General features: G+C 72.5%; 8 protein-coding genes. 4 read left to right on the top strand and 4 right to left on the bottom strand.

Going from position 1 to position 14021, the window contains the following annotated elements:
- The first annotated feature begins 1 nt into the window (after position 1).
- The 3 genes from E1300_RS27050 to E1300_RS27040 are packed head-to-tail and all read left to right on the top strand — an operon-like array spanning position 2 to position 2320.
- Complete coding sequence (locus E1300_RS27050) at positions 2–313, top strand: antibiotic biosynthesis monooxygenase family protein (protein ID WP_131759893.1); 312 nt, start codon at positions 2–4, stop codon at positions 311–313.
- Complete coding sequence (locus E1300_RS27045; protein WP_131759892.1) at positions 310–678, top strand: antibiotic biosynthesis monooxygenase family protein; 369 nt, start codon at positions 310–312, stop codon at positions 676–678. The genes E1300_RS27050 and E1300_RS27045 overlap by 4 nt, the downstream gene beginning before the upstream one ends.
- A gap of 34 nt (positions 679–712) precedes the next feature.
- Complete coding sequence (locus E1300_RS27040) at positions 713–2320, top strand: FAD-dependent monooxygenase (protein ID WP_165503022.1); 1608 nt, start codon at positions 713–715, stop codon at positions 2318–2320.
- 6 nt (positions 2321–2326) lie between these two features.
- On the opposite strand, the gene E1300_RS27035 is transcribed toward E1300_RS27040, so the two are convergent.
- Positions 2327–2923, bottom strand: a complete 597-nt coding sequence (locus E1300_RS27035) for a TetR/AcrR family transcriptional regulator (RefSeq protein WP_131759890.1) — start codon at positions 2921–2923, stop codon at positions 2327–2329.
- Between the two features lie 148 nt (positions 2924–3071).
- Between E1300_RS27035 and E1300_RS27030 the strand changes: the two genes are divergently transcribed.
- Positions 3072–5117 (top strand): AfsR/SARP family transcriptional regulator, encoded by a 2046-nt coding sequence (locus tag E1300_RS27030; RefSeq protein ID WP_131759889.1) that lies wholly within the window; start codon positions 3072–3074, stop codon positions 5115–5117.
- A gap of 2 nt (positions 5118–5119) precedes the next feature.
- Here E1300_RS27030 and E1300_RS27025 read toward each other — a convergent pair whose 3' ends face one another.
- The 3 genes from E1300_RS27025 to E1300_RS27015 form a co-directional block, all read right to left on the bottom strand.
- The gene (locus E1300_RS27025; protein ID WP_131759888.1) at positions 5120–5890 is read right to left on the bottom strand and encodes a thioesterase II family protein; all 771 of its coding nucleotides are present in this window, start codon (positions 5888–5890) and stop codon (positions 5120–5122) included.
- Entirely contained in the window at positions 5887–9264 is a 3378-nt protein-coding gene (locus E1300_RS27020) for a non-ribosomal peptide synthetase (RefSeq protein ID WP_131759887.1), read from the bottom strand. Before E1300_RS27020 ends, E1300_RS27025 begins: the two co-directional genes overlap by 4 nt.
- A gap of 44 nt (positions 9265–9308) precedes the next feature.
- On the bottom strand, positions 9309–14021 hold a 4713-nt coding region (locus E1300_RS27015; RefSeq protein WP_131759886.1), incomplete at its 5' end, for a type I polyketide synthase.

Below are 14021 nucleotides of genomic sequence, written 5' to 3'. Positions count from 1 at the left end.
CATGGCCGAGCCATCGGTGCGCATCCTCTTCTTCGCCCGGGTGGCCGAGGAGGGGGAGGCCCGCTTCCTCGACGCGTACGACTCGATCCGCGATCGGGTCGCCGCCGCCGACGGGCATCTGGGCGAGGAGCTCTGCCAGTCGGCCGACGACCCGCAGCAGTGGCTGATCACCAGTGAGTGGGCGACCGCCGGCCACTACGCGACCTGGGCCAGGGCGCACGGGTTCTCGCAACTGTCCGACCCCATCACCCGGACCACCGTCGAACGGGTGCACCGGCGCTTTCTCGTCCGCCGCGGTACTCCGCGGCGGTGAACGACCACACCGGAGGGACGACCATGCCGCAGATCGACGTGGACGGCACGTGCGCGACGTTCATCAACGTGTTCCCGACGAGGCCGCGCGACCAGCAGAAGCTCCTGGACCTGCTGCTGTCCGCGCACGAGAACGTCATCCGGCACCGGCCCGGATACGTGTCCAGCAGCTTCCACCGCAGCGTGGACGGCTACCTGATCGTGGACTACACGCAGTGGGAGAGGCGCGAGGACTTCGAGGCGATGGTCCGCGACCCGGCGGTCCTCCCGTACTTCGCGCCGATCGGCGAGCTGACCACCGGGGAGCAGCACGCCTACGACGTCGTGTTCTCCCATGAGGCGGCGTCGCTGCCGACCGCCGGATGACGTGAGGAGGCGAGCCGACCGAGGGAGTGGAGCTGTGACGGACGAGAGTACGCCGGTGCTGATCGTCGGCGGCATGGTCAGCGGGCTGTCCACCGCGATGTTCCTCGCGCACCAGGGCGTCGACTGCGTGGTGGTCGAACGCCGCCCCGGCACCTCCCGCCACCCGCGGATCCGGGGGATCTCCGCCCGGTCGGTGGAGTTGTTCCGGCAGGTGGGCCTGGCGCCCGCGCTGGCCGAGATCGACGACGGCGCGAACGAGGGCACGAAGATCATCCTTGCCGAGAGCCTGGCCGGGCGGGAGCTCAAGGAACTGGTCCCGCCGCACGAGGAGGCGATGGAAGGACTCAGTCCGGTCGCCGAGGTGATGTGCGACCAGGATCTGCTGGAACCCGTGCTGCTCGCCAAGGCGCGGGAACTGGGAGCCGACGTCCGCTACGGCTGGGAGCTCGCGGGTTTCGAGCAGGACCCCGAGGGGGTCACCGCCGTCGTCCGCTCCGCGACGAGCGGGGCGGAGCGGACGGTGCGGGCGGCCTGCCTCGTCGCCTGCGACGGTGCGGGCAGCCCGGTGCGGGAGCGGCTCGGCATCCGCCGGGCGGGGCCGGGGATCTTCGGCCATCGCACCAGCATCCTGTTCGAGGCCGACCTGGACGACCTGGTCCGGGGCCGGAGCATCAAGATCTGCCTGATCGAGCGGGTCCCCGGCGCGGGTCTGCTTCCCCGGCACGGCGGCAGGTGGCAGTTCACCGTGCCGCGCGACCCGGCGGAGGGGGACGGGCGGTTCTCCGAGGAGCGCAGTGTCGAGCTGGTGCGGATGGCGGTCGGGGTGGCCGACCTGCCCGTGCGCATCCGCGGCGTCGAGCCGTGGGAGGTCGCCGGACTGGCGGCCGAGCGGATCCAGGAGGGGCGGGTGTTCCTGGTCGGCGACGCCGCGCACGTCATGCCCTCGACCGGCGGGTTCGGCGGCAACGTCTGCATCCAGGACGCGCACAACCTCGCCTGGAAGCTGGCCGCGGTCCACACCGGGGTGGCGGGCCGGCGGCTGCTCGACACCTATCAGGCCGAACGCCTGCCCGTCGGGCAGCGGACGATGATGGAGGCGGTGGCCCGGACGCCGATGTTCCACACCGCTCGGCCGGAGGGAGAGGAGCCCTACCAGCCGCACGACGCCGCGAGCGTCATGTTCGGGTACCGCTACCGCTCGGCGGCGGTCGTCGACGATGACGGGGCGGACGACGACGGGGAGGTGTTCACCGATCCGCGGGTGCCGGCGGGCCGCCCGGGTTCGCGCGCGGCCCACCTGCCGGTGGACCGCGACGGCGCGGCGATCTCGACGATCGACCTCTTCGGCGGCTCCTTCACCCTTCTGCTGGGCCCGGGAGGCGGAGCCTGGCGCAAGGCCGCGGTGGACGTCGGCGCACGGTTCGGCGTCGGACTCGGCATCTTCCAGATGGGATCGCAAGGGGATCTGCGTGACATCACGGGCGGTTTCGGATCGGCCTATGGCGTCGGCGACCGGGGCGCGGTGCTGGTCCGGCCCGACGGCTTCGTGGCATGGCGGTCGGCGGACGCGCCGGCCGATCACGTCGAGCGGCTGGACGCGGCGTTGAGGCAGGTCCTCTGCCGGGACGCCCGGCCGGGCTGAGCGGGATCAGACCGGCCGGCCGAGGGCGGGCAGCAGGACCCCGTTGACGATGGCCGCCACCTGAGCCTCGCTGGGTACCCGGCCGCTCATCATGAAGTGCACGATCATCAACGCCGGTCCGGCGTGCGCGAGTTCGGAGTTGATCCGGTCGCCCTGGATCTCGCCGCGCTCGACCGCCCGGTTCAGCACGGCGAGGATCTGGTCGTGCACACCGAACGCCCGTCCCTGGACGGCTTCGAGCAGTCCGGGGTGGCGGGTACGCTCGCTCAGCAGTGTGATCATGGCCGGACCGGCGGGCCCGGCCATGACATGCCGGATTTGATTCAGCACGGCGATCAGGTCCGTACGCAGATCATCGGTGTCGGGCAACTCGTTGCTGAGGCCGGTGAGATTGGACAGTGCATATTGCATGGCATCCACAACGAGCTGCTGAGTGCTGGGCCAGCGGCGGTAGAGCGACATCTTTCCGGTTTTGGCGCGCCCGGCGATTCTCTCCATGGAGAGCTTGCCGAACCCGGTATCGGCGAGCTCGGCGAGTGTGCTGACGTAGATCGCTTGAAGCAGCCTGTCACCTCTTCGTCGCGATCTGGAGTGGGATGGCATGTAGTCAATGACTCTCTCTGCGTAAATTCAAGTTTACGTATTGCGTCGCACGGACGGCTGTGTCGTATACTCCATAGAGACGACATCGTATCTTAACCAGAGGTAGACCGTGGTGAGGTTGACCTGGGATGAGTGATGTAGCTCCGTTATGGGAGCCAACCGCAACATCCTTTTCGGTCCCCTCACCTGCTCGGTCCCGGTACGCATCTCATCCCCGGGGTGCCCGGTCGGCAGACGCCATAAATCCTCCAGGGGAATCCATTCGGCTAAGAGGTGGAAACGGGCTTGCGTCGTAGGTGAACGCGCAGGGTGTGCGAGGGGAGCGTTCTCGGTGGAATATCGTGTACTAGGGCCGCTCGAGACGATCGGCGGGGGGCGGGATCTCACCCCTGGGGCGGCAAAGCAGCGTGTCATTCTGGCGCTACTCGTCCTGTGTAGCAACTCCACGGTCCAGGTTTCGACGATCATGGATGAGATCTGGGGTGAACGGCCGCCGGAGAGTGCTCTGGCCACCTTGCAGACCTACGTCTACAAACTCCGCAAGATCCTCGATAAGGATTGCCCTGGCGCTGGGAACAAACTGCTCCGCAAACGCGGCAACGGATACCAGCTCGAAGTGGACGGCGAGCAGCTCGACCTCGTCCAGCTGGAACGCTACGACGAGGACGGTAGGAACGCTCTAGTGGCCGGCCGGCTGGAGCAGGCCCGCACCGCGTTCAGCAGCGCGCTGGCCTTATGGCGGGGTCCCGTGCTGGCCAACGTCTCGGCGGGGACGCTGATCTCGGCCGAGGTGACGCGGCTGGAGGAGCGCCGGCTGCGCACGCTCGAACTGCGGATGGACGCCGATCTGCGGCTGGGCAACTACCGCAGCCTGATCGGCGAGCTGAAGGCGCTCATCATGACGCATCCGCTCAACGAGAACTTCTACGCCCGGCTCATGCGGGTACTCGCGCTGGCCGGGCGGCCGCACGAGGCGCTGGACGTCTACCGCCAGCTCAGGAAGACCTTCAATAACGAGCTGGGCATGGACCCCTCGCTGGAGCTCCGCTCCCTACAGGAGGCGATCCTCGCCTCGCGGCCGCTGAACCCGCCCGAGTCGTCCGAGGTCGCCCCCGTCACGCGCTCCGGTGGCCGGGCGCCCTCGCAGTTCCCGCCGGACCTCGCCGACTTCGTGGGGCGGCGACGGGAGCTCGCCTACCTGGAGCGGCAGCTCGTCGGCGGCGCGGGAAGCGAGCAGGGCGACGCGGTGGGCCGGGTCGTGTCGCTGATCGGCGGGCCCGGGGTCGGCAAGACCACGCTCGCCGTCCGCCTCGCCCACCAGGTCAAGCACCATTTTCCCGACGGCCAGTTCTACGCCGGGCTGCGGGGCACGGGGCCCGAGCCGGCCGAGCCGGCCGAGACGCTGACCAGGTTCCTGCGGGCCGCGAAGGCCGTGCCCCCGGGCGGCAGGCTCGATCCGGAGGACGCCACCCAGTTGTTTCGTGCGTGGTGTGCGAGCAAGCAGGTGCTGATGGTGCTCGACGACGCCACGTCGGTGTGGCAGATCGAGGCGCTGATGCCCTGTCACTCGGGCTGCGGGCTGATCGTCACCAGCCGCTTCGTGCACGACCTGCCGGGGGCCCGGCGGATGCAGCTCGATCCGCTGCCGACCGGGGACGGGCTGCGGCTGCTGGCCAACATCATCGGCCGGGGCCGCGTCGACACCGAGATCGACGCGGCGCTGGAGATCCTCCGGCTGGTCGACGGGCTTCCGCTGGCCGTCCGCGCGGCGGGCACCCGGCTGGCGGCGGCACCGCGGATGTCGCTGCGGCTGTTCGCCCGGCAACTGAGCGGGTCCCCGGCGCCGTTGAGCGAGCTGAGCGTCGGGGACATCGATATCCGGGCCCGCTTCAGCTCCAGTTACGACAAGCTCAAGGAGCGGGAGAAGTGGGCGTTCCGGCTGCTGGGGCTGGTGGGCGACCGGTGCTTCAGAGCCAGGGACGTCGCGAAGCTCCTCGGATGCAGTCCGGCGATCGTGGACACGGTGCTCACCCGGCTGGTCGAGTACCAGCTGCTCACCGTAGAGGGCGGTGAGGTGCCGCGGTACGGGTTCCCGGCGCTCGTCCGGGTCTTCGCGGGCGAGCGGCTCGCCGAGGTCGCCGGGCCGGGGGTGGAGATACGCCATCTGGAAGAGGGGCCCCTGGTGGCGGGCTGACGTCATCCGCCGGCGCCGCGCCGTACGCGCGGCGCCAGGAGGTCGTCGGTGATGGCGGCCAGCAGCCGGTCGCGCTCGCCGTTGAGGTAGAAGTGCTCCCCGGGAAGGATCCGTACATCACACGGGCCCGAGACATGGTCGGCCCACGCGTGGAGCTCCTCTGCGGTCGCGAACGCGTCGTCCGTACCGCCGAACACCGACAGCGGCACGTCCAGCCGGGGCTCGGGGCGGAATCCGTACGTCTCGATCAGCGCGAAGTCGGCGCGCAGTGTCGGCAGGAACGGCCGCAGCACCGCGGGGTGGTCCAGCAGCTCGGGCGGGGTGCCGCCCAGTTCGCGCAGCCGGGTGACGACCTGGGCCGCCGACGCGTCGTGGACGGCGCCGTGGCGCGGGCGCAGATGCGGTGCCGGATAGCCGGACACGATCACGCGGAGCGGCTCGCCCCTGCACAGCCGGCGCAGGGTCCGGCACACCTCGAACGCGATCAGCGCGCCCATGCTGTGCCCGAACCACGCGTGCGGCCGGTCCAGCCACGGCTCGATGCCGCCGACCAGCGCCGGGGCCAGCTCGTCGAGCCGGGTGTAGGGCCGCTCCCGGAGCCTGGTCTCGCGCCCGGGCAGGCGGACCGCGACGACCTCGACGCGGGGCGCGAGGCGGAAGGCCCAGTCCCGGTAGGCCGCCGCTCCGCCGCCACTGTGCGGCAGGCAGAACAGGCGGACCTCGGCGGCCGGGGCGGGGCACCATCGCACGCCCCAGGGGGACGGCTCGGTCATGCGGGCTCGCTCTCCTGGAGGGTGCCCAGGCCGCGCAGCGCGCCCGCCCACCCCTCGATCGTCGGACGGTCGAACAGCGCCTGTAGCGCGTCCTCCGCGCTCTCGGCGGTGAGCTTCGCGGAGATCCGGCCGAGGATGCGGACGGCGTGCAGGGAGTCCCCGCCGAGCTCGAAGAAGTCGTCGGTCACCCCGAACTCGCCGTGGCCCAGCGCGTCGCTCCAGAGGTCGTACAGGAACCGTTCGGCCGCGTCACGGGGAGGGACGCGCTCCTGGGCCGCCGAATCCGTCCACGGGCTCGGCAACCGGGCGGGATCGACCTTGCCGTTGGCGCTGAGCGGCACCCGGTCGACGGCGAGATAGTGCCGGGGCACCATGTACGACGGGATCGCCTCGGTGAGCGCTTCGCGCAGCGCGCCCGCGTCGATCGGTGAACCCGGCGGCTGGAGGACGACATAGGCGACGAGCTGCCTCCGGTCCGTCGCCGGGTTGGGCTCGAACGTCACCACCGCGTCGGCGACCTCCGGCCGGCTCCGCAGCGCCGCGCTGATCTCGCCGAGTTCGACCCGGTAGCCGTTGATCTTGATTTGGGAGTCCTGGCGGCCGAGGAACTCGATGTCGCCGCCGGGCAGGTAGCGGCCGAGGTCGCCGGTCCGGTAGAGGCGCGCGCCGGTCACCGGGTGGGTGCCGAACCGCTGTCCGGTCAGCTCCGGATCGGCCCAGTAGCCGCGGGCGACGCCGGTGCCGCCGATGTAGATTTCGCCGGGGCACCAGACCGGACGTGGTTCGAGGGCGGAGTCGTACACGTGCAGCGTCTGGTTGGCCAGCGGCCGGCCGTACGGGATGCTGGTCCACTCCGCAGCCACGTCCCCGATCGGGAAGTGCACCGACCAGATGGACGCCTCGGTGGCTCCGCCCAGGCTGACGACCTCGATGCCGGGGCAGCGCGCGCGGACGGCGTCCGGCAGGTCCACCGGGATCCAGTCCCCGCTCAGGAGCGCCAGCCGCAGCCCGGCGTCCGGCCCGTCCGGCCCCGCGGCGTCGAGCCACGCCCGCATCAGGGCCGGCACGGAGTTCCAGATCGTGACCCGGTGCCGGCGGATCAGCCCGGTCCAGAGCCCGGGATCCCGGCCGCCCGCGGGCGACGGCATGACGATGGCGCCGCCCGCCGCGAGAGTCCCGAAGATGTCGTACACGGACAGGTCGAAGCTCAGCGCGGACAGGGCGAGCACGCGGTCCCCGGGGCCGACGCCGAAGCGGGCGTTGATGTCGTGGATCGTGTTGACCGCTCCGCGGTGGTCGATCATCACGCCCTTGGGCCGGCCGGTGGAGCCCGAGGTGAAGATCACGTACGCGAGGTCGCCGGGTTCCGGGCCGCACGGCAGCGGTCCGGGATCGACCTCGCGCATCTCGGCATCCGCGAGGGTGACGAGGCTCAGCCCGTCCGGCCAGTCGAGGCCGTCCCGGTGCCCGACGTCGGTCACCGCGACCGTTGCCCGGCCCTGCGCCAGCAGGTCGTCCCGCCGGGCCGCCGGCCACTGCGGATCGATCGGCAGGTAGGCCGCGCCCGCCATCACCACCCCGAGCACCGCCACGACCTGGTCCAGGCCCTTGTCCAGGACGACGCCGACGAGGCTCCCCGGAGGCACGTCGAGCGCCAGCAGCCGCCGGGCGAGCCGGCGCGCCCCCGCGACCACTTCGTCGTACCTGAGGACGCCCTCGCGGCAGATCACCGCGATGGCGTCGGGCTGCCGCTCGGCCCGGGCCTCGACGAGCTCGTTGAGCGTGCTGTCCGGGAACACGGCCGCCGAGTCGTTGACGCGCAGCCGCTCCAGCGCCTGCCAGCGCGGGAGCTCCACGGCGGGACCGGGCTCGTCCCAGGCCGCACCGCCCGCGCCGAGCCGGCGGAGCAGGTCCTGGTACGCGGCGAACATGTCGTCCAGGAGCTCCGCGGGATAGAGGGCCTCGACCGTGTCCCAGTTGATCACCAGTGCGCCGTGGTCCTCGGCCACCTGATGGTCGAAGCAGACCTGCGGCGTCTGGCTGACCCCCTCGACGAGGTCGCCGAAGAAGCGCAGCCCGGAGTAGGAGTCCAGGCCGAGCAGGCTGGTGAACACGACCGGCATGGCGGCGCCTGGCCGGTTCCCCGTCCGCCGCGCCCGCTCGCGCAGCAACCGGACGCCGCCGTAGGCCGCGTGCCCCAGATCCGTGGCGAACCGGCGGCCGAGCCGGCGCACCCGGTCGGTGAACGCGTCGTCGGCCGCGGGCTCGTCCACGGCGAGCAGGAGCACCGAGGTGAAGTCCCCGACGATCTCGCTGATCCGCGGATGCAGGGCGGGCCGGTTGAACAGGGTGAGGTTGAGGGTCATGGCGGGCTGCGCGGTCCAGGCGCGCAGCACGTCGGTGAAGGCGGTCATGAGCACCGTCGCGGGGGTGAGCCCGCGGGCCCGCCCGGCCTGCTGGATCGCGGCCCACCGGTCCGCGGGCAGCCTGGCCGTACGCCGCGCGAACGCCGTGCGCTCCACCTGCGCCGGGTGCGCGGCGAGCGGCAGCGCGGGCGCCGGCGGCAGCGAGTCGAGCCGGTCCAGCCAGTAGCCTTCGTCGTCGCGGTACCGGTCGCCGGTACGGAGTTCCTGCTCGGCGATGACGCAGTCGCGGAACGAGAGCGGCAGCCGCCCGGGATCCCAGCTCGGGTCCAGGTACCGCCGCCGCCACTCCTCGACGACCATCCCGACGCTCAGCGCGTCCACGATCAGCAGGTCGAAGCTGAAGTGCAGGTGCGCCGTCCGGTCGTCGAGGCGGGACATCCGCACCTCGAACAGCGGCCACCGGTCGGCCGGCCGCACCTGGTGGTCCAGCTCGGCCCGGGTGGCCGCGAGCCGCACGGCCTGCTCCTCCGGATCCAGCCCGCGCAGGTCGTCCACGGCGATGTCATACGGCGGCACCTCGGCGAGGATCCGCTGGCGGCCGTCCGGCAGGACGACGGCGCGCAGCATGTCATGCCGGTCGATCACGCCGCGCAGGCTCTCGGTCAGCCGGTCCGGATCGAGCCCGTGACCGCGCACCTCCATGTACGAGTGCGCGGACACCCCGCCCAGCTCCACCGCCGGATTGCGCCCCACCCAGTAGGCGTGCTGGATGTCGGTCAGCGCGAAGGGCTCGTATCGCCGGCCCGGGTCCGGGACGATCACCGGCGGCGTCTGCGGCGGCCCGGCCCGCCGGACCAGCTCGACCAGGTCGTCGCGGTGCTCGCGGAGGTCGTCGCGGAGCCGGGGGGTGAGCGCGCCCGCCGCCGCCACGACCTCCAGGCCGCGCTCGGTCAGGCGCAGCCTGATGCCGCGCTCGCGCAACTCGACGAGGAGATCGCGCGCCTCCATGATGTCCTCCCGCGGTAGTGGTGGGTCTTCGTGCCGGCCGGCCGTCACAGGACCAGCACCTCCGTCTCCTCGTCGCCGTCGGCGGGGTCTCCGTCCGACAGCACGCTCCGCACCATGAGTTGCCGGCAGATCGCGTCGGCGACGCTCAGCGCGGTGCCCTGGCCGAGCAGGACGTCAGGCGCGATCTCGACCCGGTAGTCGGCGAGGATCTGCTCGCGCAGCCGGACCGCCATCAGGGAGTCGAGCCCGAGTTCGCTCAGCCGGGTCTCCGCGAGGTCCGGGCTCCGACCGGCCTCGTCCAGCCCGAGCAGCGACCCGGCCCGCTCGGCGAGATCGGCGACCAGGCCGTCGCGGGCGGCGGCCGGGTCCCGGGCCGCCAGCAGCGCCAGCTCCGCGGCCCGGGCCGCCCGGAACCCGGCCGGTCCCGCCGGCAGCACATCGGTGAGGAGCGCGTACGGGACCGGCCGGGAGACCGCCGCACCGAACCGCCACCAGTCCACCTTGCCCAGCCCGACGGGGCCGTCCGCCGTGAGCAGCCCGGCCAGCGCCTGAAGGCCCTCCCGCGGAGTGACCGGCTGGACGCCCGACGCGGCCAGGGAGTCCAGCGCCCCATGCCGGACCGCCATGCCGACCTCCGCCCAGGGCCCCCAGCCGATGCTCACCGCCGGTTCGCCGAGCAGCCGCCGATGCTCGGCCAGCGCGTCCATGAAGGCGTTGCCCACCATGTAGTTCGCCTGGCCGGGTGAGCCGATCAGGGCCGCGAGGGACGAGAACATGACGAAGAAGTCCAGTTCGAGCCGGTCCGCGGCCCGATGCAGATGCCACGCGCCCCGGACCTTCGGGGCCAGCGCCCGCTGGAAGCGGTCGGGCGTCATGTCGACCAGCGCGGCGTCGGCGGCGAGCCCGGCCGCGTGGACGATCCCCCGGATCGGCGGCAGCACGTCGCGGGCGTGCGCCAGTGCCCTGTCGAGGGCCGCCGGATCGGCGACGTCCGCCTGTACGTACTCGACCTGGACGCCCAGGCGCGCGAGCGCCGGATCGGCGGTGTGCTCCGCCCCGCGTCCGAGGATCAGCAGAGACCTGGCACCCCGGTCCGCGAGCCAGCCGGCCACCGCCGACCCCAGCCCGCCGCGACCACCGGTGATCAGATAGGTGGCGTCGGCACGGATCGGCGGCGGCGCGTGCCGAGGCGCCGCGACCTCGGCCAGCCGGGCCTCGAACCACCGGCCGTCCCGCACGGCGAGGTGGCCGGAGCCGGGCAGCGCCACCGCCCGCGCGAGGATCTCCTTGGGCGGCGGTGCTTCGCCCCTGCCCAGGTCCACGTGTACGCAGGGCACCCGCGGGTGCTCGGCGGCGACACTTCGGGCCAGCGAAGCCAGGACGGTCTGGACGAGGTCGGGCGCGTCCCCGTCCGGGTCCGGCACGGCGGCGCCCGCGGAGCAGATCACGATCCGCGGCACGTCGCCGACGTGCGCCCGCAGGAACCGCTGGAGCGTGGCCGCCGCCTTCCCGGCCAGATGGCAGGCGGCGTCGGGCAGGTCCCGCGGATCGGCCGGGGCCTTCGGCATGACGCCGACGTAGAGCAGGCCGTCGATCCGCGCCCCGGGTCGGCCGATGCCGAGCCCGGCCAGCGCTCTGCGCCATTCCCCGGCCGTCTTCGAGTCCGACCCCAGGACCAGCCAGTTCCCTTCCGGCGGCCAGTCGCCGGCGCGCAGGCCCTCCGCTCGCCTCCACTCCTGGCGGTAGCCGCGCAGCGCCGGCCCGACCAGGCTGGTCAGGTCGGCGCGCGTGAAGGTCCGCACCCGCAGCCCCTCGACGGTGGCCAGCCGCCGCCCGGACTCCGACAGCAGTTCGAGATCGGCCCGGTCGGCGGCCCGCCGCCGGGCATGGCACCACAGCCGCGCGGGGAGCGGGTCGAACACGGTGATCCGGTCGACGGACACCGGCAGCGGCACCGCGCCGGTGCCGTCGAGGAACGCCCCCATCGTCTGGAAGCACCCGTCGAGCACGGCCGGGGGCAGCGTCCAACCCTCGCCCGGACCCGGCCCCTCGACCCGGGCGAGCGCCGCGTCGTCGCACCGCCAGAGCCCGCGCAGCCCACGGTAGGCCGGGCCGTACTCCAGCCCGAGTCGCAGCAGCCGCTCGTAGAGCTGCTCCACGTCCAGCTCGGTCATCCGCGTGCGCAGAGCCTCGACGTCCGCCGGCTCCGGCGCCTTCTCGCCGGCAGGCCCCGCCTTCGCGACGGTCACATACTCCTGCCACCGCTCGCCGGCTGCTCCGTCCCGGCCGCCGCCGGGGCGGGCGAAGCCGCGGACCGCGCCGTCGAGGGCGACCGCCTGCACGGTCATGGGACGGTCGCCGGGGAAGGACATCGGGCGGTGGAAGACGACGTCGTCCAGCCGCCAGGCGGTGCGGTCGTCGTCGCGGATCGCGGCCAGCGCCCACTCGACCATCGCGGCCGCCGGCATCACGACGGTGCCGGACAGGCGGTGGTCGGCCAGGATGTCGGTTCGATCGGGGTGCAGGGAGCGGGTGAACCGGCGCTCGGCGCTTCCCGCGACCTCCATCCGCGTGCCGAGAAGCGAGTGGCTGCTTCCGGACTCCTTGTCTTCGGGCGTCTCGTGCGGGGCCGGGGCCGTGAGCCAGTAGCGGCGGTGTTGGAAGGCGTACGTCGGGAGGTCCTCGGCGAACCGGGCCGGCGTTCGCGGCCAGTGCACGGGTACGCCCTCGCAGTGCAGTTCGGCGAGGGCTCGGAGCACGGTGTCCGGTTCCGGGCGGCCACGGCGCAGTGTCGGGGTGAGGATGACCTCCTCCCCGGTGAGGCACTCCTTGACCGCGACGGTGAGCGCGCTGCCCGGACCGACTTCGACGTACGCGCCGACGCCCCGGTCCTGGAGGTGGTGGACGCCGGCCATGAAGCGGACGGTCTCCCGTAGCTGGGTCGTCCAGTAGTCCGGGCCCTCCCGCCACATGGCCTCGTCCGGCGTGCCGGTCAGGCCGGAGATCACCGGGATGCTCGGCTCCCGGTACCCGACCGTGGCCGCCACCTCGCGGAACTCGTCGAGGACGCGGTCGAGATGGGCCGAGTGGAAGGCCCGGGTCACGCGCAGCCGTTCGGCCTGCCGTCCTGCGGCGCGGAAGTGGTCGGCGACCCGGAGCACCGCCGTCTCGTCGCCGGAGATGACGGTGGCCGCCGGACCGTTGACCGCCGCGATCGACACCTCCGGCGACAGGTGGGGGACGACCTCGCCGGGGTCGGCGCGCAGCGCGACCATCGCTCCCGCGGTGCCGACGCTCTCCATGAGGCGGGCCCGGGCGGCGACCAGTACGCAGGCATCGGCGAGGTCGAAGACCCCGGCGACCTGGGCGGCGCTGAGTTCGCCCAGGGAGTGCCCGATCAGGTAGTCGGGCCGGAGACCGTAGGACAGCAGCAGCCGGTGGAGCGCCACTTCGAGGGCGAAAAGGGCGGGCTGGGCGTAGCCGGTCCGGCCGATCAGCTCGGGATCGGCCGCGGCCGTGCTCAGCGGACGGTCGAGATGCCGGTCGAGTTCGGCGCGGACCTGCTCGTACGCCTCGGCGAACAGCGGGAAGGCGGCGTACAGCCCGGCGCCCATGCCGGCCCACTGGGTGCCCTGTCCGGGGAACAGGAAGGTCGGACGGCCGGGCGTTCTCGCCTCGCCCCGCACCAGGGCCGGTGCGGGGCGGTCTTCGGCCAGCGCGTCCAGGGCGTTGACCAGCCCGTCGCGGTCGCTCGCCGTGACGGCGGCACGGTGCGCGAAGTGCGCGCGGCCGGTGGCGAGGATGCCGCCGAGCGTGGCCGGTTCGGTCTCGGGGTGCGCCGTGAGGTGGGCGGTCAGCCGCCGGGCGGTCGCGGCCAGCGCCTCCGGCGTCCTGGCCGACAGGACGCAGGGCAGCCGCGGGACCTGTGCGCCGGCCGGTGCGGTCTCCGCGCTATCGGGGGGTTGTTGGAGGATGAGGTGGGCGTTGGTGCCGCTGATGCCGAAGGAGGAGATGGCGGCGGTGCGGGGGTGGTCGGTGGCGGGCCAGTCTGTTGGCCGGGTGAGGAGTTTGAGGCCGCTGCTGTTCCAGTCGATGTGGGGGGTTGGTTGGGTGATGTGCAGGGTTTGTGGGAGGAGTCGGTGTTTGAGGGCGTGGACCATTTTGATGATGGCGGCGATGCCGGCGGCTGCTTGGGTGTGGCCGATGTTGGATTTGATGGAGCCGAGGAATAGGGGCCGGTTTTGGGGGCGGTTGGTGCCGTAGGTGTTGTGGAGGGCGTGGGCTTCGATGGGGTCGCCGAGGGTGGTGCCGGTGCCGTGGGCTTCGACGGCGTCGATGTCTTGGGGTGAGAGGTGGGCGTTGGTGAGGGCGGTGCGGATGACGCGTTCCTGGGCGGGTCCGTTGGGTGCGGTGAGGCCGTTGCTGGCGCCGTCTTGGTTGATGGCTGAGCCGGGGATGACGGCCAGGATGTGATGGCCGTTGCGTTCGGCGTCCGAGAGCCGTTCGAGGAGGATGAGCCCGGCTCCTTCGCCCCACGCGGTGCCGTCGGCTGAGGCGGAGAAGGGTTTGCAGCGGCCGTCCGGTGCGAGGCCGCGTTGTCTGGAGAACTCGATGAAGGGAAGCGGGGTGGCCATGACGGCCGCGCCGCCGGCGAGTGCGAGGGTGCATTCTCCGGTGCGCAGGGCTTGGCAGGCCAGATGTACGGCGACCAGGGATGAGGAGCAGGCGGTGTCGACGGTGATGGCCGCGCCTTCCAG

Origin of the sequence: Actinomadura fibrosa (genome assembly GCF_900659615.1) — a bacterium.
Classification (GTDB): domain Bacteria; phylum Actinomycetota; class Actinomycetes; order Streptosporangiales; family Streptosporangiaceae; genus Spirillospora; species Spirillospora fibrosa.
Note: the sequence above shows the minus strand (reverse complement) of the source record. Positions and strands in the feature narration are given on the sequence as shown.

Excerpts from the sequence above, each read along its gene's own strand:
- E1300_RS27050 (WP_131759893.1), top strand. The coding sequence starts at position 2 with ATGGCCGAGCCATCGGTGCGCATCCTCTTCTTCGCCCGGGTGGCCGAG.
- E1300_RS27035 (WP_131759890.1), bottom strand. The coding sequence starts at position 2,923 with ATGCCATCCCACTCCAGATCGCGACGAAGAGGTGACAGGCTGCTTCAA.
- E1300_RS27030 (WP_131759889.1), top strand. The coding sequence starts at position 3,072 with ATGGGAGCCAACCGCAACATCCTTTTCGGTCCCCTCACCTGCTCGGTC.
- E1300_RS27025 (WP_131759888.1), bottom strand. The coding sequence starts at position 5,890 with ATGACCGAGCCGTCCCCCTGGGGCGTGCGATGGTGCCCCGCCCCGGCC.
- E1300_RS27020 (WP_131759887.1), bottom strand. The coding sequence starts at position 9,264 with ATGGAGGCGCGCGATCTCCTCGTCGAGTTGCGCGAGCGCGGCATCAGG.